This is a genomic window from Streptomyces montanisoli (genome assembly GCF_017813245.1).
Lineage (GTDB): Bacteria > Actinomycetota > Actinomycetes > Streptomycetales > Streptomycetaceae > Streptomyces > Streptomyces montanisoli.
The window spans coordinates 1-25,649 of record NZ_JAGIQL010000004.1 but is presented as its reverse complement, the minus strand read 5'-3'; the positions used below and the strand labels follow the sequence as shown (position 1 = coordinate 25,649).

Below are 25,649 nucleotides of genomic sequence, written 5' to 3'. Positions count from 1 at the left end.
GCCCTGGAGCAAGCAACCGTGTCCGACGCACTCGCCCGTAGGGGCCACGCCCACCCCGGCACCCTGCCGTCCCGTACGGAGGTGGTGCTCGAAGCGATCAAGCACGCCATCCTGACAGGGGAGTTGAAGCCGGGGCAGGCCCTAGTGGAGAGCGATCTCGCCGAGCAGCTCGGCGTGTCGAAGACGCCGGTGCGGGAGGCGCTGAAGACGCTCGCGGCCTCGGGGCTCGTCAACATGAGCCCGTACAAGGGTGCCGCGGTGCGCGCGGTCGACCGGACGCACGCCCGCAGTGTGTACGACATGCGCCTGCTGCTCGAACCGGCGGCGGCGGCCAGGTCCACCGCCGCGGGACGGGTCCAGGAGGACGCGAAGGCCGCGCTCGACCTCGCCGACGAGGCGGAGGACACGGCGGAACGGTCGCTCGCCAACCGGGCGTTCCACCGCGCGATGTACGCGGGCTGCGGCAACCCCCTGCTGGTGAGGTCGCTCGACGAGCTGCGCGACCAGACGGCGCTGCTGTCCACCGCCGCGTGGTCCACACGGCCGTCCTGGGACCTGGAGGCCGCCGAGCACCGCACGATCCTCCAGGCCGCCGAGGCCGGGGACGTCGAGCTGGTACGCGACCTGATGCGCAGCCACATCGCCGCCTTCGTGGCACGGAACTTCCCGGAGGGGGAGGTATGAACGCGCGAACCTGACTCCGCCCCCAAACACTTCCCCAACCCGCGTCCCCCGTCGCAAGCGTGATCACGCCGGACACACCGTCACATGCGGACCCCGAACATGTGGGCCCCGAGGAACAGCGCCTCCACCCCCCACCCCACCGCTTCCGACCGAAGGGCTCCGCCAGCCATGTCCGCACACAGCGACTTCCCGACGCGAAACTCCCCCAGCCTGCCGAGAGCGCTGTCCCGCCGCCGGGTGCTCTCCACCTTCGCCACGGCGGCCGCGGCAGGACCCGTGCTCGCCGCCTGCTCCGCGCCGAGCAGCGGCACGTCCGACAAGAAGGCCGCCCCGAGCGCCCTGGCCAGTGCGCCGTCCAAGCCGGTCACACTGAACATCCTGGACGTGGCGGGGAACCTGGCGCTCACCCAGCCGATCATCGACGCGTTCAAGGCCAAGCATCCCGAGATCGTCGCCAAGGTCACCACGTCCACCGGGACCGCGCCCGAGCTCGCACCGAAGGTGCAGGCGCAGCAGCAGGCCGGCAACGTGCAGATCCAGCTCGTCCTGTCCGGCACCGACGGCCTGGCGGCGGGGATACAGAAGGGCCTGTGGTACGACCTCAAGCCGTACTACGACCGCTTTCTGCCGGGTTTGATGTCCAACTACCAGGCGCCTGCCGCCTCGATGGCCGCGCTCGCCCAGGACCAGGGCGTCGAGCTGGTCTGGTACCCGTCGGGCCCGCTGCTGGAGTACGACCCCGCCAAGCTGCCGTCGCCGCCCACCACCACCGACGCGCTGCTCGACTGGGCCAAGGCGAACCCGGGCAAGTTCCAGTACGCGCAGCCGCGCAACTCGGGCCCCGGGCGCACGTTCCTGATGGGCCTGCCCTACCTGCTGAAGGACTCGGACCCGACCGACCCGACCAACGGCTGGTCCCGTACCTGGGCGTATCTGACCGAACTCAACAAGTACACGGCCCAGTACCCGTCCAAGACGTCGGCGACGATGACGAACCTGGCCCAGGGCACCGTCCACCTGCTCGCCACCACCACCGGCTGGTACATCAACCCGCGCGCGCTCGGCACGGTGCCGAAGTCGATGAAGGTGGCCAAGTTCGACAACCTGACCTGGGTCAGCGACGCGCAGTTCGCCATCATCCCCAAGGGTGTCTCGAACGACGAACTGGTGGCCGCCCTGCGGCTGATCGCGTTCATGCTCACGCCCGAGGAGCAGGCCGTCACCTACGACAAGGGCTACTTCTACCCCGGCCCGGCGGTCAAGGACGTCACCCTCAGCCAGGCTCCTGCGTCGTCGCAGGCGGTCATGGCGAAGTACGGCGACTCGCGCTTCGACGGCTGGATCAAGGACAACCCGATCAAGAACTCGCTGCCCGCCACCGCGCAGGTCACGGCGTTCGACCTGTGGGACAAGAAGATCGGCTCGACGAAGTGAGTGCGGTGACCGACATGACCGGCACGACAGCGCAGTCCAAGGGGGTGCCCGCCCCGAGAGCCGCGGGCAACCGGCCCGAGTCCCAGATAGGCGAGTTGCGCATCAGCGGCCTCAGCCGCGCGTACGGGGCGCACACCGCCCTCCACTCGCTCGATCTGACCATCAGGGGCGGCGAGTTCGTCGCGCTGCTCGGCCCGTCCGGGTGCGGCAAGACCACGGCCCTGAACTGCCTGGCCGGCCTGCTGCCGCTCACCTCGGGACGGATCGAGCTCGACGGCAGGCGGATGGACACCGTGCCGCCGGAGAAGCGCGGCTTCGGCATGGTCTTCCAGAACTACGCGCTCTTCCCGCACCTCACCGTCCGCGCCAACGTGGCCTTCGGGCTGAAGATGCGGGGCACGGGCAAGGCCGAGACCAGGCGGCGGGTCGACGAGGTGCTGCGCCTGGTCCAGCTGACCGAGCAGGCGCACAAGCACCCGGGGCAGCTCTCGGGCGGCCAGCAGCAGCGCGTGGCCATCGCGCGCGCCATCGTCATGGAGCCGGCCCTCGTCCTGATGGACGAGCCGCTGTCCAACCTGGACGCGGCGCTGCGGCTGGAGATGCGCAGTGAAATACGCCGCATACACCAGGAGTTCGGGCTCACCACCGTCTACGTGACACACGACCAGGAGGAGGCGCTGTCCCTGGCGGACCGGCTGGTCGTGCTGCACGCCGGCCGGGTCAGCCAGATCGGCACGCCCGCCGAGCTCTACGAGCACCCGGCCGACCCGCATGTGGCCGCCTTCATGGGCTACCGGAACATGCTGACGCTGAACGTCGTCTCGTCGCACGGCACGCAGGCGGTCGCGCAGCGGCCAGGACTGCGGCTCGCCGGGACCGTCGTCGGTGAGGCGCCGGTGGCGGAGGGCCAGGAGGTCACCGTCGCCATCAGGCCGGAGGACCTGCGGATCGCGGAGGACGGCGAGGAGCCGAACGCGCGGGCCGTGGCCGAGGTCGTGGAGTACCACGGCCGCGCGCTCCACGTGGAGGCGGTCACCCGCGAGGGCGACCGCATCCACGTCAAGGCGCAGCGCGAGGTCAGGCCCGGTGACGCGCTCGCCGTCGCGGTGGACACGGACCGTGCACTGCTCTTCCCGGCGAGCGCCGCGGCCGACGGGACGGACGGTGCCGGCGGAACGCACGGAGCCGACGGGACGGACGAAGCGGGCTCGCCCGACGCGTCATCGGGCTCGCCCGACGCACCCGCAGAGGAGGTCTCCGGATGAGCGGCCTCCCCCTCACTCCCCCGCCCACGGCGCCGCAGCCCACCACTCCGCCGCCCGCCCTGGTCGAGCCCCAGGGCAGGACGGCCCTGCGCCACCGCCTGGCCGAACGCGGCGTCGACCGCACCCTGTTGCTCGTGGTCCCCGCGGCGCTCGCGATGATCGCCCTGTTCTGCTACCCGTTCCTCTACGGCCTCCAGCTCTCCTTCCAGCCGACGAAGGGCGGCGCGCTCGGCGCGTACCAGCAGTTCTTCTCCGAGCCGTTCTCCCGCAAGTCGATCTGGGCCACCTTCTCGCTGGCCATCCCCGCGGCGCTGATCAACGTGGGCGTCTCGGTGCCGATCTCGTACCGGATGCGGCGCGACTTCCGCGGCAAGCGGCTGCTGCTGGCGCTGCTGGTCGTGCCGATCACCCTGGGCACGGTCCTCACGGCCGAGGGCATTCTGGAGTTCTTCGGGCCGGCGGGCTGGTTCAACCGGACCCTGCACCTGCTGGGGCTCGCCGACTCGCCGGTGAAACTGACGATGAACTACACGGGCGTGCTGCTGTCGCTGATCATCAGCGGCTTCCCCTTCGCCTACCTGCTCACCCACTCCTACCTGTCCGGCATCCACCCGAGCCTGGAGAAGGCGGCCTCCACACTCGGCGCGGGCTGGTGGCAGCGGTTCCGCTACATCACACTCCCTCTCCTGCTGCCGGGCCTGATGACCACGTTCTCGCTGAGCTTCGTGATGGCCTTCGCCGTGTTCCCCTCGGCGATGATGGTCGGCGACCCGAACGGCTCGACCCACGTCATCTCCATCGAGGCCTACCAGGCGGCCCTGGAGCGCTTCGACTACGCGCAGGGCAGCGCGGACGCGATGATCATGACCGCGCTGATGCTCGTCGTCCTCGGCGCGATCGCGGGCCTGCGCTCCCAGTTGTACCGCGGATCCACCGGAGGCAAAGGATGAGCGCTCACACCATCGGCGTCGCACGCGCACCGAGGCGCGGCATCACACTGCGCCCGGGAGCGTGGCTGACGTGGGCCGCGCTGGTGTTCTTCTTCGTCAACCTGCTCGGTGTCATCGCGACCGTGCTGCTGAACTCGTTCGGCGGCCGCTGGTTCGCCACCTGGCTGCCGTCCGGCTGGACTGGCCACTGGTACGGGGACGCGTGGAAGGAGTTCAACCTCGGGCGCGTGCTGGGTACCACCGTCGAGGTGACGTTCCTGGTGGTGCTGGTGTCGCTGGTGCTGGCCGTGCCGGCGTCGTACGCGCTGGCGCGCCAGAACTTCCCGGGCAAGAAGCTGCTGACGATCCTGTTCGTGCTGCCCATCCTGGTGCCGCCGATCGCGTACGGCATCCCCATGGCGACCGTGCTCTACAAGGTGCACCTGGCGGGGACGCTCACGGGCGTGGTGCTCGCGAACCTCGTACCGTCCATCCCGTTCGTGATCTTCACGATGACACCGTTCATCGAGCAGATCGACCCGAAGATCGAGTCGGCGGCCCGCATGTGCGGGGCGTCCACCTGGACGGTGCTGACCCGCGTCCTGTCCCCGCTGCTGCTGCCGGGCATGCTGGCGGCGGGGATCCTGGTGCTGGTGCGCACCTTCGGCATGTTCGAACTCACCTTCCTCACAGCGGGATCGACCAGCCAGACGCTCATCGTGGCGCTGTTCTCGGCGGTGAACTCGGCGGGCATCCGCTCCACGCAGTCCATCGACGCGATGGCGGTCCTCTACACGGGCACGATGGCGGTCCTGCTGCTGGTGGCGCTGCGCTTCGTCAACCCGACGCAGCTGATAGCGCGTTCGTCGGACTGACACGGACACCGGCACTTCGAGAGGGCGCGGGAAGAGTGCTCCCGCGCCCCCTCGCTCACGCGGCCGACCGCCTATGAGTAGCGGGCCAGCTCCTCCCTCGACTGGTCGGTGTAGCCCTGGCTGATCTCGATGACCAGGCCGTCGGGGTCGGTCACCCAGACGGTCTTCCAGCCGGGGATGAACGCGTCGAAGGTCAGTGGCCCGAGGGACACCGGCAGGGCCCCGTCCGCCGCCGCGAGGAAGGCGTCGACGTCGTCCACCTGGAAGGCAAGGTGGCGGGCGGTGCCGGGGTTGTCCGGGCCGTCGTTCTCCGGGGCGAACAGCGGAGCGGCACCGGTCTTGAACAGCTCCAGATAGACGTTGCCGCTGCGCAGGAAGATCACCCGTACGCCGTCCGCCTCGACCATGCGGGCCCGGCGGAAGCCGAACCACCGGGTGTAGAACTCCTCGGTCGCGTCCTGGTCGGTGCAGTTGAGGCCGACGTGCGACCAGCGTGCCTCGATTGCGGTGCGTTCTGGCATCTGGGGCCGCCTCACTTGGCGATGATGGGTGTGAACGGCACGGTGTCGTGCACGTTCTGCATGTACGTGATCAGGCCATCGGCCACCTCGAAGTAGTTGCAGACGTCCGCCTCCACCGACTCGCCATCGGCGCTGCGGCCCGAGATGTGCGACAGGACGGCCGCACGGTCTCCGTCGATCACGATGTGCACCGGCATGTTGGCGAAGAACGCCCAGGTCCGCGGGAAGCCCCGCATCATCTCCCGGAGCGTCTCGCGTCCCTCGACATGGCCGGCGAGCTGCTCGTCCATGGTCTGGTCCTCGGCGAACAGATCGGACCAGGCGTCCCACTCACCGGCGTTCGCCAGCGTGTAGTAACGGTCGACCACTTCCGCGGTGTTCATGATGTCCCACTTCCTGGTTGGGTGGTACGGATCACTGGGGCAGTGCGACGCCGAGCTGGGCCATCAGACCGGTGGTGTCGGCCTGCACCCACCGCTCCACGACCTTGTGGCCCGCCACCCGGTAGACCTCGATGCTGGTCCACGTCACGGGCTTGCCGGTCGCCTCCACACCGAACATGGCGCCCACGTGCCGGCCGGTGAAGGTGATCTGCATGACGACCTTGTCGTCGCCCGCCGCGTAGAGGCCGTCGAGGTTGGCGGTGAAGTCGAGGGTGCCGTGGACGTCCCTGATGATCCCCTTCAGCTCTTCCAGGCTGTCCACGCTCCAGGCCGGGTTGTGGTCCACGAAGTCGTCGGAGAACAGCTCGTCCATGGCGTCGTAGCGGCGCTCGTTGACCACGTCGCTGACCCTCTGGACGAGGGCGACGTTGTCCTCCTGCACCGAGATCTGCTCGCGCAGACCCAGCAGGTCGTCGACCGCCCACCGCTCGGCGAAGCGGCCGTCCCGCACCCGCCATATCTCGGTGGTCTCCCACATGACGTCGCGGCCTGTGGCCGGGACGCCCAGTACGGGGCCGACGTGAGTGCCCGTGAGGTGGACCCGGGTCACGACCCGGTCGCCCGCCTCCAGGACCTCCTCGAGTTCACCGCGGATCTCCAGGGTGGCGTGGGCGTTCCTCAGTGCGTCGAGGTAGGAGTCGACGCCGTTGATGTCGAAGCCGGGGTGGTGGTCCACGAAGTCGGGGCTGATCACCTCGGCGATCTCGTCGAGGTCGCCGCTGTTGAAAGCGGCGAGGAAGCGGCGGTAGAGCGCGGCGCCGTTCGCGGCCGCGGTCGTCGGGTCAGTACTCATGATGTCCGTCCTGTTGTCGGTGGTGATGGTGTGTGCGCGATCAGGTCGGCCGCCTTCTCGCCGATCATCACGCAGGCCGCGTTGGTGTTTCCCGACACGATGTGCGGCATGATCGACGCGTCGGCGATCCGCAGTCCGTCGATCCCGTGCACCCTCAACTCCGCGTCGACGACGGCCATGGGGTCGTCGCCCATGCGGCAGGTGCCCACCGGGTGCCAGAGTGTGGACGTGTTGGCGCGGATGAAGGCGCGAAGCTCCTTGCGCCCCGTCACCGCCTTGCCCGGGGCGAGTTCCGGGCCCCGTATCCCGTCGAAGGCCGTGCGGGCGGCCAGCTCGCGGGCGAGAGTCAGGCCCTCGGCCAGCACCTCGACGTCGACCTGGCGCTGCAGGTAATTGGCACGTACGACGGCGGTGTCCGCCGGATCGGCGCCGCGCAGCCGCACGCTGCCGCGGCTGGCAGGGTGCAGCAGGATCGGTGCGAAGGTGAATCCCGGCCCCTCCCACAGCTCGGCGGACGCGGTCGGCGGCAGGAATTTGATGGGGCCGAAGGTGAACTGCAGGTCCGGTGACGTTGGCCGCCCCGGCTCGGCCGCTCCGGTGAACCCGGCCGCCGCGGCTCCGGCAGCGGTGTGGGTGAACATGCCAGCCTCGGAGAGCAGCGCGCCGGCCGGGTGCTCGTGGAGTGCCTGGTGGCACAACGGTACGAAGGGATGGTCCTGGAGGTTCTCGCCGACGCCCGGCAGGTCCCGCACGACGGGCAGGCCGTGCTCGCGCAGGTGGGCGGCCGGACCGACACCGGAGAGCATCAGCAACTTGGGGCTCTCGAAGGCGCCTGCGCTGACGATCGCCTCCTGTTCCACGCCGACGGTGTGCCGGACGCCGTCCTGGACGTACTCGACACCGGTCACCCGCACTCCGGTGAACAGGAGCCGGGTGACCTGTGCCCGTACCTCGACACGCAGGTTCGGCCGGTCGGCCACCGGGGCCAGGTAGGCCGAGGCCGTGCTGCTGCGTTCGTTGTCCGGCGTCCGGGTCGTCTGGTAGAAGAAGCCGCCGCCCTCCTGCTGGGCGCCGTTGTAGTCGAAGCCCTCCGTGCCGGAGCTCGCGCCCGCGCCCGCGCCGAAGCCGAGTTCGCGGGTGGCCGCGACGAAGCTGCGAGCGACCGGGCTCGGATCGTCCAGATCACGCACGCGCACCGGTCCCCGGGTGCCGCGGTCCACCGAACCGGTCGGCGCCTGGGCATAGTTCTCGGCGCGCCTGAAGTACGGAAGGACCTCATCGAAGGACCAGCCGGTGTTGCCCTCCCGGGACCAGCGGTCGTAGTCGTCCCGGTGGCCGCGCACCCACATCAGGGCGTTGACCGAGCTACTGCCACCGAGCACCTTGCCGCGGGCGACCGGCACGACGCGTCCGTCGAGACCGGGTTCAGCCTCGGTGGCGTATCCCCAGTCGATCCGCGGACTCCAGTCGGAGGTCAGCAGGCCGATCACGGAGGCCGCGTCGGTGCGGCGTAATTCCGGCCTGGTGTCCTGGTCCCCGGCCTCGAGCAGCACGACGGTACGTGAGGGGTCGGCGCTGAGCCGGCTCGCGACCACCGCTCCGGAGGAGCCGGCGCCCACCACCACGTAGTCGGCGCTCCGGCCGCCGGGGCTCACCGCCGTCCCCGGACGCCGTCGCCTTCGGTGGCGGACAGCGGGGTGAGGTCGTCGACCCGGTAGGTGACGATCCGCAGATCACCGTCGTCCTTGCGCAGGCGCCAGGTCTGATGGGCGCGGAAGCTGCTGCGGGTGCGGTCGGTGGTGTCCGTCGCCGTCCACACCACGGTGATCGCCAGCTCGATGAGGTCACCGCGCAGCTCGCACCGTATCTCCTCGACGGTGTGGGACTGGTCGGCGAAAGCCTTGCCGACCCCCTCGTACCAGTCGAGGAAGTCGTCGTGGCCGCGCAGGGTGCGCTCCGGGAAAACCATCTCCAGACCCTCGTCGCGCACTCGCGGCAGCATCCGGTCCACGGGCTCGTGGGCGCTCAGGTCGTCGAACCACTCGTAGACGAACCTCGTGATGGACTGATCCGCTTCCATGGATTTCCCCTATCTCTGGGCAGGGCTGATCGACGGCCTTTCAAGAAATGCCGCGCACGGGCTGTGTTGTGCGGAATTCCACTTGTTTCAGCGAAACTCCCGGCCACACAAGAAACGTAGGATCGGCGTCGACCGACTGTCAATCAATTCCTCCGCCCGGGCACTACTTTCGGGAAATCCGGAAAGTAGTACCGGAGAGGCATTCAGGCAGCGGGAGATGTTTGGCCTGTGCGCACCGCTGCCGGCATGCGGTCCTGCGACGCCCGGCGTGCGGCGAACCCCGCTCCGGTAAGGCTGTACACCCCGGCCGCCGACACCAGGGCCATGTGATGGTGCCAGCCCGGGAAGGAGCGCCCCTCGAAGTCGCTCATGCCGAACTCCTCCGCCAGGAGGCGTACGCAACCCTTGGCACGCTGGAGATGGCCGATCAAGGCCATGACATCGTTCGGACCCAGGTGCACGTTGTTGGTGACCCAGTAGCGCACGAGCCCCTCGCCCCCGTCCCCGTCGTCCAGCTGCCGGTAGACCACCCCCGTCGAGCCGCCCCCCGCGCCCGGCAGCCTCACCTGATGGGCCAGCAGTCGTGTGCGTCGACGCGTCCGCATGCCGTGGTCCGCCACCTGCCGTGCCAGGATCCGCGCCGGCGCCTCGGCGAAACCGTCCAGGGCCTCGAAGGGGCCGGAGAACGGATCGGACAGGCCGGCCGCGGTGGGGCGGGCTCCCCGGCGCGACGGGGCCGTGGCACCGATCAGGAACTGATGCCCGCGCTCGCACAGGGCGCTGATCAGCCGGTCGACGCCGGATTCACAGCGCAGGTCGGTGACGACCGGAAGGGTGAGCGGGATCCCGGGCCTGCCGAGGCCCCCACACGCCTCGAGGACGTTGCGCCACAGCGGACGCGGCGTCGAGCCGGGCGGTATGCGGGCGCGCGCCTTGCGCTCGTGGTCGCTCGTCCAGTCCTGCTCCAGGACCAGTTGCCACTCGACGGGGAGCGCGTCGGAGCGTGTGGCGATGAACCCGCCCAGAGCGAACTGGCTGTTGACCGGACGGCTCTGGCCCGCGATGCGCCGTCGAGCGACGCCCACCGAGTGGGCTCCGCGTTTGGGGATGACGGCTGTGTCCACCACCCAGGCCTGCGGTCTGCTGACGGAGGTCACCCAGTCCGCGAGGGCCCGGGTGATGTGCGACCAGTCCCACGGGCTCTGATTGACGAATTGCTGGAGCGACTGGGCGGCACGATCGGCGCTCCAGCCCGGATACTGCTCCGCCATGCGGCGGATACTCTTGCGGCCCTGGAGGGTCAGCAGCCCCGCGAGATACACCTCGGCCCATTTGCGCTGATCGGCTCGGGGCAACGGATAGAAAAGCCCTCTGCTGAATTCCCGGAAAGATTCCCGCTCACACTGTGGCAGCAGATTGGCGGCGTCGACGAGTCGTGTGGTCATGGGGGCTCCATGGGAGGGTCGCTGGGGCGTCGATGGTGTGCGGCGCCGGCCGTGTGGAGCCCTGACGTACGCGCCGGGGACTGTCCGGCACAACCCACGGTGGGTCAGCCGGTGGCGTCCCGTGTGCTCATCCGGGGGGCGGAGGTTCGACCGCGTACTGGACGCATCCGGGCGAGGCGTGACGGCCAAGGACGCGACGGTCCGGACGCCCGCGGGCCGCGAGTGCGCAGGACAGCCCTCACACCGGCGCGGCCGTCATCGCGTCGCCGACAACGTTGTAGGCGAATGCGGCAGATACCATGGTCAAATGATGGTGGAGGCCGCGGTAGGAGCGCCCTTCGAAGTCCAGGAGCCCGAAACCGGCTTGAAGCTCCGTCATGGCCTGCCGGTTACGCACGCCACGATGGGCCGAAACCATCACCTGGTCGAGGTTGCCCCGGACCGCGTTGGTGACCCAGAACCTGCTGAACTCGTCCTGCCCGTTCACCTCGGCGACGATCCTCACCGGGCGTGGGGTGGCCTCCGCGCCGGGGACGGGGAGCAGGCCGGCGGGTGACGACAGCAGCCGGCCGCGCGGCACGGTCGCGATGCGCCCCAGTGGGCCCGCCGGCGGGCGGGCATGCGGGACGGCAAGGCGCGTGGTGACGGCCTCGAAGTGGCCGCGCACGGTGGCGGCGCCCGGCTTGCCGGCCCGGGCTACCGGGCGAGGGACGGTCGGCGGGGCCGCCGGGGCGCCGCCGGCGGTGATCCGGAAGCCGGGGTCCACTTGAAAGACGTACCTGAGGCCTCGTTCGTCGAGCGCCGCCATCAGCGGTGCCGCGTCCTGGAGGTGGCGGAGGTCCCCGACGACGGGTCTGGGCGTGAGCTCCCAGCGTGTGAGCATCTCCTCCAGCATGTCCGAGATCTCCGACCACTCCGGTTTCGCGGTCACCGTGTCCGGTATGTACGCGGCTCGGCGCAGATCCCGGTCGGTGGACCACCCGCCGACGAGCGCGATACGCCAGTCCACCGGTACGTTCGCCCGCGCCGAGGCGAGCGAGACGCCCAGGACGAGCTGGCTGTTGACGGTACGGCCGAGTTCGGGGACGAATCGTCTCTGCACACCGACGGAGCGGTCGCCGCGCTTGGGGATGATCACTCGGTGGACGACCCATGCGTCGGGCGCGATCTCGCCCTCGACCCGGGCCGCTATCCGCGCCCGCACCGGCTCCCAGTCCCACGGGCTCTGGTTGATGAACTGCTGGAGCGATTGTTTCGCGCGGTCGACCGGCATGCTGTCGGCTATCCGGCGAACCGATTTCCTGCCGTCGGCGAGCAGCAGCCCACGGAGATAAACTTTCGCCCACCGGCGTTGATCGGAACGCGGCATCGTACTGAATGCGTCTGCCGCAAAAGATAATGGTTCTGTATCACTGTGCGGCGTTTCTAGCATGTCAGGTTGCATCAGAAATCCTTTCCGAAACATCTGGCGATCTCCGCACCGAAGGCACTCGCAGCTTCCTACGGGTCAGCACCACCTGCAACGTGGATTTAACGTAGTTGCACCCCTTTGCATCGATAGGACCTGGTCGAGTCATGGCACTTCCCGCACGTGTAGGCGCGAGCCGTAATGGGTAAATCCCGTGTTGGTCTCGCCGGTCGCTCAGGCAGCCGGGAGGCGGTTGATATCCGCGGCCAATCGTGCGACGGCGGCCAGCGGAATGGCCGCCAACTCCGGACGCCGCCTTGTTTCGTAGACCGCCTCGTACACCGCCTTGTCGAGCAGGTGGGCGGTCAGAAGGGCGCCGAATTCACGGGGGTCTTGGCCCGCGACGGCCGCGTAACCCCCGCAGAAGGCGGCCTGCCGGCGGACGCGCCATGCGTCCCTGGCCCCTCCCCGCGCGCCGCCGGGGGCCGGGGCGGCGCCGCCCGGCCGGTCGTGGTGCGCCGCGTAGTCGAAGGACCGCAGCATCCCGGCGACGTCCTTCAACGGCGAGTGCCGGGAGCGCCGTTCGTCCAGCGGTGCGTTCGGCTCACCCTCGAAATCCACGATCCGCCAGCCGCGGCGCGTCCGCAGGACCTGACCGAGGTGCAGGTCCCCGTGGATGCGCTGGTCGGGCCAGAGGCCGTGAACGGGCAGCGCGGCCACCGCGGCGTACGCGGCCAGGACCGGCTCCGCGTGGGGAGCCAGGCTCGGCACCTCGGCCGTCGCCGCGTCGAACCTGGCCCGCATCCCCGCCGCCAGCGCCGCCGTGCCCGACTCGGTCACGGCCGCGGTGCCGCCCGCACGGGCCAGTTCCCGGTGGATCTCCGCGACCGCCCCGCCGAGATCGCGGACAGCGGTGGCGAAGGCGCCGGGCTCGTGCGCGGCGCCGGGCGAGGGAGGTACTTCTCGCCCGGCGCCGCCGGCCTCCGGCAGGTCCGTGAGCGCGCTGCGCCAGCCGTCCTCCGCGTCCGCGATGTACTCTTGGAGGACGGCGAGGGTGGCGTGCGAGCGGCCCAGCCGCCCGGTCAGCGCGCCGAGCAGGCGCGGGACGCTCCGCGACCCCGCGTCCCGCAACAGCAGCTGGACCTCCAGGTCCGGGTTGGTGCCCGGCTCCAGCCGCCGGAAGACCTTCAGCAGGTAGCGGTCCTCGACGAGTACCGAGGTGTTGCTCTGCTCGACGCCGAGCGGCCGGGAGCGCAGCGGCCGGGCGGGCAGCCGCGGCCCGGGCAGTCCCGCTTGCGGACACAGGCCCGGCACACCGCGGCGAGCCGCGATCCGGCGTATCAGGGCGTCCACCAGCTCCGGGTCGCCGAGGGCGTCGTAAAGCACGACGCCGAGCCGCTGTGCGATCACGTCCGGGCGCAGGCCGGTGGGCAAGGACGTACGTACGCCAAGCGGCACCTGGTAGGTTCCCCCGCCCGCCCCGTCGGCGTGGTGGACGCGTACCACGGCGACGACTCCGCGCACACGTGCTGCCGGGGTGTCGTCGACGGGGGCGAACGGGTGGATGTGCAGCACCTCCGTGCGGACGGGCGAGCGTCCCCCGGAGGGGAACCACGACTGGCTCGGCAGCCAGTCGTTGAGGGCGACAGCCAGGTCGGGCATGGACATCATGGTGGGAATCCGTTCGTGGCGACGGCGGTACCGGGCAGGGGCGGTGTGCGGCGGATCAGCCGGCGCCCTCCGGACCGGCCTCTATCGCCTCAGCGCTCCCATCGCCGCGCACCCGCACGCTCAGCCAGAGGAAGCCATGGCCGCCGAGGGCCAGTTGGTAGGGAGCCTTTGTGATGGCGGGGAAGGCCACACCACCGGTGACCTCGGTGGGCACGGTGCCCGCCGCCTCGCTGAGGTCGAGCGCCACCGGCTGCGGGTGCCCGGAGAGGTTGTTGACGCACACCATGAGGTCGTCGGGGCCATCAGCACGCTTCAACCGCCGCGCGTAGGCCAGTACGCTGCTGTTGCCCGTCTCCAGCGGCTCGAAGGTGCCCTGGCCGAAGGCGGGGTGTCTGCGCCGCACGGTGAGCATGGTGCGCGTCCAGTGCAGCAGTGACGCGGGAGCGGCGAGTTGTGCCTCCACGTTGACCGACGCGTAGCCGTAGGTGAGGCCCGAGACGATCGGGAGGATGAGCCGGCCCGGGTCCGCGGTGGAGAATCCGGCGTTGCGGTCGGGCGTCCACTGCATCGGCGTGCGGACGCCGTCGCGGTCGCTGAGCCAGATGTTGTCGCCCATACCGATCTCGTCCCCGTAGTAGAGGACGGGCGAGCCGGGCAGCGACAGCAGCAGGGCGGTCAGCAACTCGATCTGGTCGCGGTCGTTGTCGAGCAGCGGCGCGAGGCGGCGGCGTATGCCGATGTTGGCCCGCATGCGCGGGTCGCGCGCGTACTGCGAGTAGATGTAGGCGCGCTCGACCTCGGTGACCATCTCCAGCGTCAGCTCATCGTGGTTGCGCAGGAAGATGCCCCACTGGCTGCCCGAGGGGATGGCGGGCGTCTGGGCGAGGATCTCGGTTATCGGCCGGCTGTCGGCCATGCGCAGCGCCATGAAGATGCGGGGCATCAGCGGGAAGTGGAACGCCATGTGTGCCTCGTCACCGCCGACGGCCGGGTCGCCGAAGTACTCCACGGCGTCCTTGGGCCACTGGTTGGCCTCCGCGAGCAGCACCCGGCCGGGGTACTCGTCGTCCACGACCTTGCGAACCATCTTCAAGAAGGCGTGGGTGCGCGGCAGGTTCTCCCCGTTGGTGCCCTCCTCGGCGAAGAGGTAGGGCACCGCGTCCATCCGGAATCCGTCGATCCCCAGGTCGAGCCAGAAGCGCAGCACGTCCAGCATCGCGTCCTGGACCTTCGGGTTCTCGTAGTTGAGGTCCGGCTGGTGGTGGAAGAAGCGGTGGAAGAAGTACTGACCGCGTACCGGGTCGAACGTCCAGTTGGAGCTCTCGGAGTCGACGAAGATGATCCGGGCGTCGGCATATCCGCGATCGTCGTCGGCCCAGACGTAGAAGTCGCCGTAGGGCCCCTGCGGATGGCGCCGGGACTCCTGGAACCACGGGTGCTGGTCGGAGGTGTGGTTCATGACGAGGTCGGTGATGATCCGCAGTCCGCGGGCGTGGGCGGCGTCCAGCAGCTCGATGAAGTCCTCGATGGTGCCGTGCTCGGGACGCACTCTGCGGAAGTCGCTGATGTCGTAGCCGCCGTCGCGCAAGGGTGACGCGTAGAACGGCGGCAGCCAGAGGCAGTCCACGCTCAGCCACTCGAGGTAGTCCAGCTTCTCGGTGAGGCCGCGCATGTCGCCGGTCCCGTCGCCGTCGCTGTCGTAGAAGGAACGCACGAGCACCTCGTAGAAGACCGCCCGCTTGTACCAGTCCCGCTCCACGGGCATGGCACGCGCGCTGCCGTGTACCTCGGCGGCGTGCGGGACGGCGGTCTCGTCGGTGGCTTCGTCAGGCATTGCCGCTCCAGGTGAAGACGCGGGCGACCGGGCCGCCCGGGAGGATCGTGATCGTGCCGCCGCCGAGCGTGACCCCCTCGCCGGTCAGCGCGTCACGCGCGGTGATCGTGCCGTCGGGGCCCGCGCCGGGCAGGGGTCCGCGCAGTTCGAGACGTCCGGCCGCCGGGCGGTCGGGGGCGAGCGAGACGACGCACAGCACGGCGTCGCCCGTGGCCGGGTCGGTCTTCGAGAACGCGATCAGCGCGTCGTGCGCGATGTCGTGGAAGCGCAGTGTGCGCAGCCCGCCGAAGGCCGGATGAGCCCGCCGCAGCCGGTTGAGCGTCGCGATCCACGGCTGAAGGTCGCGGCCGGTGGCCGCGCTCGCCGCCCAGTCGCGGGGGCGCAGTTCGTACTTCTCCGCGTGTGCGTACTCCTCGCCGCCGTCCCCGAGCGCCTCGTTCTCGCAGAGCTCGAAGCCCGCGTAGACGCCCCACGTGGGTGAGAGGAGGGCGGCGAGGGCGGCGCGGGAGGCGAAGACGGCCGGCGAGCCCTGCTGGAGGTGGGCCGGCAGGATGTCGGGTGTGTTGACGAAGAGGTTGGGGCGCAGGTAGTCGACCGAGCCGGCCAGTTCGGTCAGGTACGCGGTCAGCTCGCGTTTCGTCGTCCGCCACGTGAAGTACGTGTAGGACTGGGTGAATCCGGCCTTCGCCAGTCCCTTGAGGACAGCGGGCCTGGTGAACGCCTCGGCGAGGAACAGCACGTCGGGATGGCTGTTCTTGACGGTGCCGATCAGCCAGTGCCAGAAGTCGCGCGGCTTGGTGTGCGGGTTGTCCACCCGGAATATCCGCACGCCGCGTTCGGCCCAGAACAGCACCACGCGCAGCAGTTCCTCGTACAGGCCGGCCGGCTCCTGGTCGAAGTCGAGCGGGTAGATGTCCTGGTACCGCTTGGGCGGGTTCTCGGCGAAGGCGACCGTACCGTCGGGCCGCGCGGTGAACCACTCCGGGTGCGAGACCACCCACGGGTGGTCGGGAGAGCACTGGAACGCCAGGTCGAGCGCCACTTCGAGCCCGTGCTCCGCGGCCGCGGCGACGAAATGGCCGAACTCGTCCAGGGTGCCGAGCTCCGGGTGGACGGCATCGTGTCCGCCGTCGGCGGAGCCGATCGCCCAGGGTGAGCCGACATCGCCGGCCGCGGCCGTCAGCGCGTTGTCGGGTCCCTTGCGATGGGTCACACCGATGGGATGGATCGGTGGCAGGTAGAGGACGTCGAAGCCCATTCGCGCGATGCGGGGCAGCTGCGCCTCGGCGGTGGCGAATGTGCCGTGCACGGGCTTGCCGTGCTCGTCGCGGCCGCCGGTGGAGCGGGGGAACAACTCGTACCAGGCGCCGGCCAGCGCCCGTGGCCTGTCCACCCTGACTTGGAGCTCCGCTCCGATGGTGAGCAGTTCACGCAGCGGACGGCGGTCGGCTGCCGTGGTGGTACGGCCGTCGAGTGCGAGTGCGACGCGGTCGGCGAGCGGAACACGCCGGTCGCGCAGCGCCCCGGCCGCGCGGTGCAGCCAGGCACGGCCGGCGTCGGCTCCGCCGGGTGATGACTGTTCCGCGTGGCGTTCCAGCAGCCGTGCTCCGTCCTCCAGTTCGTTGTCGAGGTCTTCCGCCGTCCAGCCGTCGTCCAGCTTGGCCCGCATCCCGTGCCGCCAGGTCGCCCACGGATCGCTCCATGCCTCCACGCGGTAGGTCCACACGCCGGGCCGGTCGGGCACGGCGGTTGCCGCCCAGCGGTCGGCTCCGGCGTCGACACGTTCCATCGGGAGCACTTCGCGGTCGCCGCCGGGCCCCGGCCCGCGCAGGACGACCGCGGCCGCCAGCTCGTCATGGCCTTCGCGCCATATGGTGGCAGCCACCGGTACGTGTTCACCGACAACAGCCTTGGACGGATAGCGACCCCCGTCGACAACGGGAGTGACTTCGTCGATCCCCAATCGCCCAATCATGGTGCGTCACCTCTTCTTCTGCGATGCCGTCATCATGTGGAGCGATCACCCGCAGAAGAAAGCGATGCGGGCAATCAGTGGCGCACTTCCTGGACTTAACGCAATTGCGAAGCGGCCGATGTCCGCTGCCGGGACATTCTTTCCACTTCCAGAAGTAGTCACCGCGACCCACCCGGCGCTTGCTGCCGACAGCCATGGAGAGTTCACTCGGACTCGTTCGCGACGGGCCTTTGACGGCCTTTCTCAACGAACACGCACGGGGCTCGTTCCCCATTCAACGAAACCATGATCTCGGGAGTCATTCGTGTCGAAACGTATCCTGGTGGTTCTCTCCGAATTCGGTTACTGGGGAGAAGAACTCGTCGGTCCCGTCGAAGCGTTCGACGCCCGCGGCTACCGCATCACCTTCGCCACACCGACCGGGCAGCGAGCCCAGGCACTGCCGCCGAGTTACGACCCGGATTACGTCGACCCCCCGCTGGGCCGTTCCGTCACCACGCGGGACATGGCGCGCAAGGTCCGGGAGATCGACGCCTCCACCCGCCTCGACAGCCCGCTGAGCCTTCAGCAACTCATACCCGAACGGCCCTACTTCAGCTCGCTGAACCACCTGCGGGAGCTGGAGGAGTACCACCGGCTGCGCGACGCGGCCGTCGGGGACCTCGTGGCCGGCTTCGACGCGCTGGTCATCGTCGGTGGCAGCGGCCCGATCGTGGACCTCGCGAACAACGAGCGGCTGCACGAGGTCGTGCTGGGCTTCGCCGCCGCGGACAAGCCGATCCTGGCCGAGTGCTACGGCGTCGCCGTGCTGGCCTTCGCCCGTGACCTGGAGACCCGCGCGAGCCTGCTCCAGGGCAAGCACGTCACCGGCCATCCCAAGGAGTACGACTACAAGGACGGCACAGGCTTCGTGGGCGTCGACTTCAACATGGGCCCGCCCCCGTACCCGCTGGAGTACATCCTGCGCGACGCGACCGGCCCCGACGGCGGCTTCCACGGCAACGTCGGCAAGGAGACGTCCGTCATCGTCGACCACCCGTTCGTCACCGCCCGCTCCACGCCGGACTCCGCCCCCAGTGGCGAGCTCCTGGTGCGGGTCCTGGAGAACGGCCTTCGTCGCTACGGCTGGTAGCCGGCCGACCCCACCCACGAACCAGGAGCAGTGACATGCGAGCCAGACCAGGGAAGACCGCGATCTACGAGCAGTTCGCGGCCGACGGCATCACCTACATGTTCGGCAATCCGGGCACCGTGGAGCAGGGCTTCCTCGACGAGGCGGGCCGCTCCGGGATGTCCTACCTGCTGACCCTCCACGAAGGCGTGGCGGTGGGCATGGCGGACGGATACGCTCGCGCCGCCCAGCGGCCCGGCCTGGTCCAGCTCCACACCGGAGTGGGCCTCGGCAACGGGATCGGCATGCTGTACCAGGCCAAACGCGGCGGTTCACCGCTGGTCGTGCTGGCCGGGGACGCCGGCGTGCGCTACGACGCCATGGACGCCCAGATGGCCGCCGACCTGGTGACGATGGCCGAGCCGGTGACCAAGTACGCCACCCGCGTCCTCGACCCGGCCTCCACGCTGCGGGTACTGCGGCGGGCCGTCAAGATCGCGATGACCCCGCCGCGCGGCCCGGTCCTCGTGGTCCTGCCCGCCGACGTACTCGACCAGGTCACCACCGAGACCGCGGTGCCCACCTCGCTGCCCGACACCCGGTCCGCGCCGTCGCCCGAGCTGGTGGAGCGTGCCGCCAGCACGCTGCTGGCCGGGCGGCGGCCACTGATCCTCATGGGCGACGGCGTCGCCGCCAGTGGCGCACAAGCCGAACTCAGGGAAGTCGCACAGCGGTTGGGAGCACCGGTGTGGGGCGTCAACTCCTCTGAGGTCAACTTCGACACCACGCACCCGCTGTACGGGGGCCAGCTGGGCCACATGTTCGGAGCCGACAGCGCCCGCGTGGTCGCCGGCGCCGACTCCGTGCTGGTCGTGGGGACCTATCTCTTCCCCGAGGTGTTCCCCTCGCTGACCAGCCCCTTCCACGAAGACGCCCAAATCGTCCACATCGACCTGGACGCGTACGAGATCGCGAAGAACTTCCCCGTCGACCTCGGCATGGTGGCCGACCCCAAGCTCGCCCTCGCGGCGCTGGCCGGCGCCATGGACCGGCAGGGCGCGGGCGGTGTACCCCACGAACGGCGCCCGGCGGCCGGTACGGGCGACACGGCCGGCACGGGCGGCGCCGAGGACGACTCCCTCCTCGACCTGTTCGTCCGCACACTGGCCGAACGCGCCCCGGCCGAGCTCGCTGTCTTCGACGAGGCGCTGACCGCGTCCGGTCCGCTGGCGCGGCACCTGCCGCCCAGAGAGCCCGGCCGGTTCTTCCAGACCAGGGGCGGCTCGCTCGGCGTCGGCATCCCGGGCGCGCTCGGCGTCAAGCTGGCCCGCCCGGAACTGCCGGTGGTCGGTTTCACCGGCGACGGCGGCAGCATGTACACCATCCAGGCACTGTGGACGGCGGCGCGCTACGGCATCGGCGCGAAGTTCGTCATCTGCAACAACCACCGCTACCGGCTGCTCGACCTCAACATCGAGCAGTACTGGGACGGTCTCGGCATCGCCCGGCACACCGCTCCGGCGGCGTTCGACCTGTCGGATCCGGCGATCCGCTTCACGGACCTGGCGGGCTCCCTCGGCGTGCCCGGCCGCCGGGTCGAGCGGCCCGGCCAGGTGGCCGACGCCGTCGGGGAGATGCTCGCCCACGACGGCCCCTACCTCATCGACCTGGACACCGACTGAGCCCGGCGAAGAACCCGAAGGAGGAAGACACACTCATGGAATCACCCGAGCCTGCCAGGAGGACTGCGCTGTCGGTACCGGCGGTCCGCAGACTCGTCACCCAATGGCAGGCCGCGCTGGCCCGGCGCCCTTCCGCGGCGGACCTGCTGCCGCACCTGGCCAACGGCCTGCTGCTCGAACTGCCAGGACGGACGGTGCGCGGCACCGACGAGTTCCAGGGCCATTTCGAGGAGTTCAGGGCGTGGTATCGCGGGCGGGCGGGCGGCTTCGGCTTCCTGGGCGCCCGGCCCGCCGAGGAGGTCCGCATCCAGCTCGTCTCCCCGATCCATGCGGAGGTGACCATCACACGCGCCGGTTCCGCCGCCCCACAGCAGGAGACCACCCGCCAGATCTGGCGGGTGGTGCTCCAGGGCGGTGTGCCCCGTATCCGCGGCATCGCCTTCGTGCAGCACCCGCCGGTCGTCGCGCTCACCCGCCCCTGACCGCGCGCCACCGATCGACCCGATGGGAAGGACACAACCATGGCCGAGGCCGTGCCGAACCGGTCCGGGCGTCTTGCCGGAAAACGCGTCGGGATCCTCATGGAGAGCGACTTCGTCGAGGACGAGATCTCCTACTACCGCCGCCGTTTCGCCGAGGAGGGAGCCGAGGTCGTGCTGTTGACCCGGCTGTGGGGACAGCGGTCCCTCACCTTCACCGGCCACGAGACCCGCGCGACGGTCACCGTGACAGGCGACCTCGAAGCGCTCGACTACGGTGAGCTGTCGCGCCTGTCCGCACTCGTGGTGCCGGCCGGAATGGTCTCCGACCGGCTCCGCTACACCGATGACCTCGGCGTCCCCGCGCCCGCCGTCGACCTGATGCGGCGCGCCTTCCGGATGCCGAACCTGATCAAGGCGTTCTCCTGCCACGGGCTGCTGCTGGTGTCCGCCGCGCCCGAACTGGTCCGCGGCCGCCCCGTCACCTGCCACAACAACCTGGTGGGCGACGTGCGCAACATGGGCGCGCACTACACCGAGCAGGACCTGGTGATCGACGGGGACCTGGTGACCAGCCGCACGGTCGAGGACTGCCACCTGCTGGCCCGCGGCGTCATCGACCTGCTCGACGTCCGGGCGGTGGCGGCGTGAACCGTCACGCACCGCACCGCCGTGCACCTGGTGCCGGGCCGAGTGCAGGCGAGGCCGGTCATGGCCATTGACCTGGACTTCACCTTCTCCGACACCGTGGCCGGCCGGGTGCTCGCTCGTCGCGGGCGCCAGGTGGAGCTGCGCACCCCCGGCGGCGGCACCGTGGTCGTCCACCTGACAGACGTCACCTACGGGCAGCGGCTGCGCAACCTGGGCGAGCCGTACCAGGACGTGACCGGACGGCTCGACGACCTGCTGGCCCCGGGCGCCCTCGTCTTCAGCCACGGCCCGGTCTACCCGCACGAGGGCGGCCTGCACCACCAGGCCACCGCTGTCGTCGTGGTCAGTGGGCCGGGCTCGCCACTGCCGTACGCGTCGTCCGGCTGGTGGACGGCGCAACTGCGAGGGCTCGCCCGCTTCTACCGGCGCTCCCAGTTCGGCGACGGGCCGATCGACTTCACCGGTTACCGGACCGAGCTCGGCGGGGGCGGCGGCAAGACCACCGTCCACATCCAGGAGACCGACACCATCTCGCGGATGGTGTACGGGATGGCGTCGGCCTTCACGCTCACCGGCGAGGAGGACTTCCTCGACGTGGCCGAGGCCGGGTCGGACTACCTCCACGACCACCTGCGCTCGGTCGACCCGGTCGAGGACATCGTGTCCTGGTACCACGGCCTGGACGCCGGCGGGCCGCGGCCGCGCGGCTTCTACGCGTCGGAGTTCGGTGACGACCGCGGCGCGATACCGGCGTACGAGCAGATCTACGCGCTGGCGGGCCTCGTGCAGACCTACCGGATGACCGGCGCGCCGGCCCTCCTGGCCGACGCCGAGGGCACCGTCCGGCTCTTCGAGCGGTTCTTCGCCGACCGGCGCCTCGGCGGCTATTACTCGCACATCGACCCGGTGACGCTCGATCCGCACCACGCGTCGCTCGGCCCGAACCGGTCTCGCAAGAACTGGAACTCGGTGGGCGACCATGCCCCCGCCTACCTGTTCAACCTGTACGGAGCGACCGGCGACGAACGGTACCTGCACATGCTTGAACATACGTTCGACATGATCGTCACGCACATGCCCGACCGGTCGGCCGACGGCAGCCCCTTCGTCGACGAACGCTTCCACGCCGACTGGACACCGGACCGGTCCTGGGGCTGGCAGCAGGACCGGGCCGTCGTGGGCCACAACCTGAAGATCGCCTGGAACCTCATGCGGATGAACGCCGCGATGCCCAAGCCCGCCTACCGCGAACTGGCCGAACGCATCGGCCGCACCATGCCGGACGTCGGCCGCGATCCGCGGCGCGGCGGCTGGTACGACATGGTCGAGCGCCGAGCGGACCTCGGACGCCATGCGTTCGTCTGGCACGACCACAAGACCTGGTGGCAACAGGAACAGGCCGTCCTGGCCTATCTGGTACTGGCCGGGAACACGGGCGACGACGGCTTCCTGCGGCACGCGGAGGAGGCGTCCGCCTTCTACAACGCCTTCTTCCTCGACCATGACGAGGGCGCCGTCCACTTCTCCGTGCTCGCCGACGGGGTCCCGTACCACGTGGGCGACGAGCGGCTCAAGGGCAGCCACGCGATGAGCATGTACCACGCGGCGGAACTGGCCTACCTGGCCGAGGTGTACGGGCGGCTGCTGGTGCACCGAGAGCCTCTGGACCTGTGGTTCAGGCCCCGCGCTGACGCGTACTACCCGCAGGGGCTGCTGCGCGTGGCGCCCGACATGCTGCCGCCCGGCCGGGTGGTGCTCGATTCGGTCCTCGTGGACGGCGCGCCCCATACCGACTTCGACTCCGCGTCGCTGACCGTGCGGCTCCCGGTGGACCGCGCCCGGCACCTCGTCAGAGCGCGCCTGCGCCCGGTGGGGAGCACGTCGTGACGCCTCCCGCGACAGCCGCCGGGCAGGCGCCGCCACTCCTGGACAGGCTGTGTGTCGGCCCCGGGCGAGCGCAGCCGTTCGGAGCGACCCCGGTGGCCGGCGCGGTCAACTTCGCGGTGCACGCACGTGGCACACCGCGCCTGTGGCTGGTGCTGATGGACCCGGGCACCGGCACTGTACTGGCCGAGTACCCCTTCCCCGACGAGGGCCGCGTCGGCACCGTGCACACCATTCGGCTGTACGGCGCCGAACCCGGCAGTTTCGACTACGGCTACCGCGTCGAGCAACCGACCGGTGCCCGCTCGCCGGTACTGCTCGACCCGTACGCACGGGGGCTGGCCGGGGCGGGCGCGTGGGGCGAACGGCCGCGGTACCGCTCCCGTGTGCTGCCCCTGCCCGGCCCGCCCGCCGTGCCCCGGCCGCTGATCGACCCGGCCGACCTGGTGATCTACGAGGCGCACGTGCGCGGCTTCTCCCGCGATCCCAGCTCGGGCGTAAGCCACCCGGGAACGTTCGCCGGGCTGCGCGAGAAGATCCCGTACCTGCGGGAACTGGGCGTCAACTGTGTGGAACTGCTTCCGATCGCGGAGTTCGACGAGTCCGACAACACGTACACGTCACCGGAGAGCGGCGCCCCGCTGCCGAACTACTGGGGCTACAACACCGTCGGCTTCGCCGCGCCGAAGTCGGCGTACGCGGCCGACCCCACCCCGGCCGGCGCCGACGCCGAACTGCGCGAGACAGTTGGTGCGTTGCACCGGTCGGGCATCCAGGTGGTGCTCGACGTGGTGTTCAACCACACCGCGGAGGGCGGCCGCACGGGACCCATGCTGTCCTTCCGCGGCCTGGACGAGCCGGCGTACTACCTCCTGACGCCGGACGGCGAGCCGCTCAACATCACCGCCACCGGCAACACCGTCAACGCCGGCCATCCGATCACCTCGCGCTTCATCCTCGACTGTCTTCGTGACTGGGTCACCCGCTACGACGTGGACGGATTCCGCTTCGACATGGCGTCCATCCTCACTCGGGGGGCGGACGGCCGGGTCATGGACGATCCACCGCTGCTCGCGGCCGTCGCGCACGACCCGGTGCTCGCCGGACGGCTGCTGATCGCCGAGGCCACCGACGCCACCGGGCTCGACCAGGTGGGATCCTTCCCCGGCCACGGCCGGTGGAGCGAGTGGAACGGCCGCTACCGCGACGCGGTACGGCGCTTCCTGCTCGGCAGGCGGGGCAGCGCCGGCGAATTCGCGACCCGCTTCGTCGGCTCACCCGACCTGTACACGGGCCGTCCCACCACCGCGTCGGTCAACTACATCACCTGCCACGACGGCCTCACCCTCGCCGACTGGACGTCCTACGACCGGCGGCACAACGAGGACAACGGCGAGGGGGGTGACGACGGCATTCCCGACGAGGAGAGCTGGAACTGCGGCTACGAGGGGCCGACCGACGATCACAGGGTGCTGCGCCTGCGCGAGCAGCAGCGCCGCAACGCGCTGCTGCTCCTGCTGACCAGCGCCGGCGTCCCCATGCTGCTCGCCGGCGACGAGTTCGGGCGCACGCAGCGCGGCAACAACAACGCCTACAGCCAGGACTCGCCTGTGAGCTGGCTGAACTGGTCGCACACCGGCGGTCAGGCGGCACTGCTGCGTTTCGTCTCCCACTGCGTCGCGTTCCGCCGTGCCCACCCGGTGCTGCGGCGCACCACACACCCCGACGGCGCCCTGCCCGACGGATGGAGCTACCCGCCGGTGAGCTGGCACGGTGAGACGCCGGGAGAGCCGGACTGGCACCCGTCGTCGACCCTGCTGGCGGTCATGCTGCACCAGCAGCAGCCGGTGGGCACGGCGGACACGGTCTACCTGGCGGCCAACACCGGCGGCGCTCGGCGTACCGTCCGGCTGCCCGGGCCGCCGCCGGGTACGCGCTGGCACCTGTCCATGGACACCGGCGCGCCACCACCGCTGGACAGCCACCCGCCGGGGCGGGAGCCCGCCCTCGTGCGCGGCTCGCTCCAGCTCGCCGGACACAGCGTGGTCGCCCTGACGGCCCGCTGAGTCCGCCGCGCGGCGAGTACCCGTACGACCTGACACGAGAGGAACGGACATGGCCACGGACACGGCCTTCGAGGCACACCTCGCCTTCTCGGGCAAGATCGCGGCGCTGCACCTGCGCGGCGATCTGCGGGACGGGGACACGGCGCGGCTGCGTGAGTTGCTCGACGGGATCGCGGCGGGCGCGGTGCGCCGGGTGGTACTGCACATGGCGGACGTCACGTCGGTGACGGGCGCCGTCGTCCGCTGCCTCGCCCTGGGCCAGCAGGGGCTCGCCCCGGGCACCGAGGTGATCGTGGACGGCGCCGCCTTCCCGGTGCGCCGCGCGCTGCGGCTCGGCGGCCTCGCGCCGTTCGTCTGCCTGGTCGACGCGGCGCTGGCGCCGGCGGGCTGACCGGCGCCATTCGGGCCCCCGGGCCCCC

General features: G+C 70.3%; 22 protein-coding genes. 12 read left to right on the top strand and 10 right to left on the bottom strand.

Annotated elements, in window-relative coordinates; genetic code table 11:
- Nucleotides 1-18 precede the first annotated feature (18 nt).
- The 5 genes from JFN87_RS02190 to JFN87_RS02170 all read left to right on the top strand — a co-directional run bounded on the left by JFN87_RS02190 (nucleotide 19) and on the right by JFN87_RS02170 (nucleotide 5,187).
- Nucleotides 19-684 (top strand): GntR family transcriptional regulator, encoded by a 666-nt coding sequence (locus JFN87_RS02190; RefSeq protein ID WP_307865260.1) that lies wholly within the window; start codon nucleotides 19-21, stop codon nucleotides 682-684.
- A gap of 168 nt (nucleotides 685-852) precedes the next feature.
- The gene (locus JFN87_RS02185; RefSeq protein ID WP_209338102.1) at nucleotides 853-2,118 is read left to right on the top strand and encodes an extracellular solute-binding protein; all 1,266 of its coding nucleotides are present in this window, start codon (nucleotides 853-855) and stop codon (nucleotides 2,116-2,118) included.
- A gap of 14 nt (nucleotides 2,119-2,132) precedes the next feature.
- On the top strand, nucleotides 2,133-3,383 hold the full coding sequence (locus tag JFN87_RS02180; protein WP_209338101.1) for an ABC transporter ATP-binding protein: 1,251 nt from the start codon (nucleotides 2,133-2,135) through the stop codon (nucleotides 3,381-3,383).
- Nucleotides 3,380-4,333: an ABC transporter permease gene (locus JFN87_RS02175; protein WP_209338100.1), complete on the top strand. Its 954-nt coding sequence runs from the start codon at nucleotides 3,380-3,382 to the stop codon at nucleotides 4,331-4,333. The genes JFN87_RS02180 and JFN87_RS02175 overlap by 4 nt, the downstream gene beginning before the upstream one ends.
- The gene (locus JFN87_RS02170; protein WP_209338099.1) at nucleotides 4,330-5,187 is read left to right on the top strand and encodes an ABC transporter permease; all 858 of its coding nucleotides are present in this window, start codon (nucleotides 4,330-4,332) and stop codon (nucleotides 5,185-5,187) included. The genes JFN87_RS02175 and JFN87_RS02170 overlap by 4 nt, the downstream gene beginning before the upstream one ends.
- Nucleotides 5,188-5,258: 71 nt before the next feature.
- On the opposite strand, the gene JFN87_RS02165 is transcribed toward JFN87_RS02170, so the two are convergent.
- The 10 genes from JFN87_RS02165 to JFN87_RS02120 all read right to left on the bottom strand — a co-directional run bounded on the left by JFN87_RS02165 (nucleotide 5,259) and on the right by JFN87_RS02120 (nucleotide 17,357).
- Complete coding sequence (locus tag JFN87_RS02165; RefSeq protein WP_209338098.1) at nucleotides 5,259-5,708, bottom strand: VOC family protein; 450 nt, start codon at nucleotides 5,706-5,708, stop codon at nucleotides 5,259-5,261.
- An 11-nt stretch (nucleotides 5,709-5,719) separates the two neighbouring features.
- Nucleotides 5,720-6,091: a nuclear transport factor 2 family protein gene (locus JFN87_RS02160; RefSeq protein WP_209338097.1), complete on the bottom strand. Its 372-nt coding sequence runs from the start codon at nucleotides 6,089-6,091 to the stop codon at nucleotides 5,720-5,722.
- 31 nt (nucleotides 6,092-6,122) lie between these two features.
- Nucleotides 6,123-6,944: an ester cyclase gene (locus JFN87_RS02155; protein WP_209338096.1), complete on the bottom strand. Its 822-nt coding sequence runs from the start codon at nucleotides 6,942-6,944 to the stop codon at nucleotides 6,123-6,125.
- A complete protein-coding gene (locus JFN87_RS34245; RefSeq protein WP_209338095.1) occupies nucleotides 6,941-8,599 on the bottom strand; it encodes a GMC family oxidoreductase in 1,659 nt (552 codons plus the stop codon). Before JFN87_RS34245 ends, JFN87_RS02155 begins: the two co-directional genes overlap by 4 nt.
- On the bottom strand, nucleotides 8,596-9,024 hold the full coding sequence (locus tag JFN87_RS02145) for a nuclear transport factor 2 family protein (RefSeq protein ID WP_209338094.1): 429 nt from the start codon (nucleotides 9,022-9,024) through the stop codon (nucleotides 8,596-8,598). Before JFN87_RS02145 ends, JFN87_RS34245 begins: the two co-directional genes overlap by 4 nt.
- A gap of 203 nt (nucleotides 9,025-9,227) precedes the next feature.
- Nucleotides 9,228-10,469: an IS701 family transposase gene (locus JFN87_RS02140; RefSeq protein WP_209338093.1), complete on the bottom strand. Its 1,242-nt coding sequence runs from the start codon at nucleotides 10,467-10,469 to the stop codon at nucleotides 9,228-9,230.
- Between the two features lie 238 nt (nucleotides 10,470-10,707).
- A complete protein-coding gene (locus JFN87_RS02135; protein WP_443732197.1) occupies nucleotides 10,708-11,901 on the bottom strand; it encodes an IS701 family transposase in 1,194 nt (397 codons plus the stop codon).
- A 210-nt stretch (nucleotides 11,902-12,111) separates the two neighbouring features.
- A complete protein-coding gene (locus tag JFN87_RS02130) occupies nucleotides 12,112-13,539 on the bottom strand; it encodes a maltokinase N-terminal cap-like domain-containing protein (RefSeq protein ID WP_209338091.1) in 1,428 nt (475 codons plus the stop codon).
- Between the two features lie 64 nt (nucleotides 13,540-13,603).
- A complete protein-coding gene (treS, locus tag JFN87_RS02125) occupies nucleotides 13,604-15,313 on the bottom strand; it encodes a maltose alpha-D-glucosyltransferase (RefSeq protein WP_209338162.1) in 1,710 nt (569 codons plus the stop codon).
- A gap of 61 nt (nucleotides 15,314-15,374) precedes the next feature.
- A complete protein-coding gene (locus JFN87_RS02120; RefSeq protein ID WP_209338090.1) occupies nucleotides 15,375-17,357 on the bottom strand; it encodes an alpha-1,4-glucan--maltose-1-phosphate maltosyltransferase in 1,983 nt (660 codons plus the stop codon).
- Between the two features lie 304 nt (nucleotides 17,358-17,661).
- Between JFN87_RS02120 and JFN87_RS02115 the strand changes: the two genes are divergently transcribed.
- From JFN87_RS02115 to JFN87_RS02085, 7 genes are read left to right on the top strand one after another with little or no spacing between them, the layout of a single operon-like run.
- Entirely contained in the window at nucleotides 17,662-18,489 is an 828-nt protein-coding gene (locus JFN87_RS02115) for a type 1 glutamine amidotransferase domain-containing protein (RefSeq protein WP_209338089.1), read from the top strand.
- Between the two features lie 35 nt (nucleotides 18,490-18,524).
- On the top strand, nucleotides 18,525-20,150 hold the full coding sequence (locus JFN87_RS02110; RefSeq protein WP_209338088.1) for a thiamine pyrophosphate-binding protein: 1,626 nt from the start codon (nucleotides 18,525-18,527) through the stop codon (nucleotides 20,148-20,150).
- A 35-nt stretch (nucleotides 20,151-20,185) separates the two neighbouring features.
- Nucleotides 20,186-20,632, top strand: coding sequence for a hypothetical protein (locus JFN87_RS02105; RefSeq protein ID WP_209338087.1), 447 nt, complete (start codon nucleotides 20,186-20,188; stop codon nucleotides 20,630-20,632).
- Between the two features lie 39 nt (nucleotides 20,633-20,671).
- Nucleotides 20,672-21,280 (top strand): DJ-1/PfpI family protein, encoded by a 609-nt coding sequence (locus tag JFN87_RS02100; protein WP_209338086.1) that lies wholly within the window; start codon nucleotides 20,672-20,674, stop codon nucleotides 21,278-21,280.
- A 60-nt stretch (nucleotides 21,281-21,340) separates the two neighbouring features.
- Nucleotides 21,341-23,167, top strand: coding sequence for an AGE family epimerase/isomerase (locus JFN87_RS02095; protein ID WP_209338085.1), 1,827 nt, complete (start codon nucleotides 21,341-21,343; stop codon nucleotides 23,165-23,167).
- On the top strand, nucleotides 23,164-25,230 hold the full coding sequence (locus JFN87_RS02090) for a glycogen debranching protein (protein ID WP_209338084.1): 2,067 nt from the start codon (nucleotides 23,164-23,166) through the stop codon (nucleotides 25,228-25,230). The genes JFN87_RS02095 and JFN87_RS02090 overlap by 4 nt, the downstream gene beginning before the upstream one ends.
- A gap of 49 nt (nucleotides 25,231-25,279) precedes the next feature.
- Nucleotides 25,280-25,621, top strand: coding sequence for an STAS domain-containing protein (locus JFN87_RS02085; RefSeq protein WP_209338083.1), 342 nt, complete (start codon nucleotides 25,280-25,282; stop codon nucleotides 25,619-25,621).
- Nucleotides 25,622-25,649 lie beyond the last annotated feature (28 nt).

Bases quoted from the DNA above. Each gene is read 5' to 3' on its own strand.
- JFN87_RS02135 (WP_443732197.1), bottom strand. From the start codon at position 11,901: ATGCTAGAAACGCCGCACAGTGATACAGAACCATTATCTTTTGCGGCA.
- JFN87_RS02185 (WP_209338102.1), top strand. From the start codon at position 853: ATGTCCGCACACAGCGACTTCCCGACGCGAAACTCCCCCAGCCTGCCG.
- JFN87_RS02155 (WP_209338096.1), bottom strand. From the start codon at position 6,944: ATGAGTACTGACCCGACGACCGCGGCCGCGAACGGCGCCGCGCTCTAC.
- JFN87_RS02095 (WP_209338085.1), top strand. From the start codon at position 21,341: ATGGCCATTGACCTGGACTTCACCTTCTCCGACACCGTGGCCGGCCGG.
- JFN87_RS02120 (WP_209338090.1), bottom strand. From the start codon at position 17,357: ATGATTGGGCGATTGGGGATCGACGAAGTCACTCCCGTTGTCGACGGG.
- JFN87_RS02165 (WP_209338098.1), bottom strand. From the start codon at position 5,708: ATGCCAGAACGCACCGCAATCGAGGCACGCTGGTCGCACGTCGGCCTC.
- JFN87_RS02160 (WP_209338097.1), bottom strand. From the start codon at position 6,091: ATGAACACCGCGGAAGTGGTCGACCGTTACTACACGCTGGCGAACGCC.
- JFN87_RS02170 (WP_209338099.1), top strand. From the start codon at position 4,330: ATGAGCGCTCACACCATCGGCGTCGCACGCGCACCGAGGCGCGGCATC.
- JFN87_RS02145 (WP_209338094.1), bottom strand. From the start codon at position 9,024: ATGGAAGCGGATCAGTCCATCACGAGGTTCGTCTACGAGTGGTTCGAC.
- JFN87_RS02110 (WP_209338088.1), top strand. From the start codon at position 18,525: ATGCGAGCCAGACCAGGGAAGACCGCGATCTACGAGCAGTTCGCGGCC.
- JFN87_RS02180 (WP_209338101.1), top strand. From the start codon at position 2,133: ATGACCGGCACGACAGCGCAGTCCAAGGGGGTGCCCGCCCCGAGAGCC.
- JFN87_RS02100 (WP_209338086.1), top strand. From the start codon at position 20,672: ATGGCCGAGGCCGTGCCGAACCGGTCCGGGCGTCTTGCCGGAAAACGC.
- JFN87_RS02130 (WP_209338091.1), bottom strand. From the start codon at position 13,539: ATGCCCGACCTGGCTGTCGCCCTCAACGACTGGCTGCCGAGCCAGTCG.
- JFN87_RS02085 (WP_209338083.1), top strand. From the start codon at position 25,280: ATGGCCACGGACACGGCCTTCGAGGCACACCTCGCCTTCTCGGGCAAG.
- JFN87_RS02175 (WP_209338100.1), top strand. From the start codon at position 3,380: ATGAGCGGCCTCCCCCTCACTCCCCCGCCCACGGCGCCGCAGCCCACC.
- JFN87_RS02140 (WP_209338093.1), bottom strand. From the start codon at position 10,469: ATGACCACACGACTCGTCGACGCCGCCAATCTGCTGCCACAGTGTGAG.
- treS (WP_209338162.1), bottom strand. From the start codon at position 15,313: ATGCCCGTGGAGCGGGACTGGTACAAGCGGGCGGTCTTCTACGAGGTG.
- JFN87_RS02105 (WP_209338087.1), top strand. From the start codon at position 20,186: ATGGAATCACCCGAGCCTGCCAGGAGGACTGCGCTGTCGGTACCGGCG.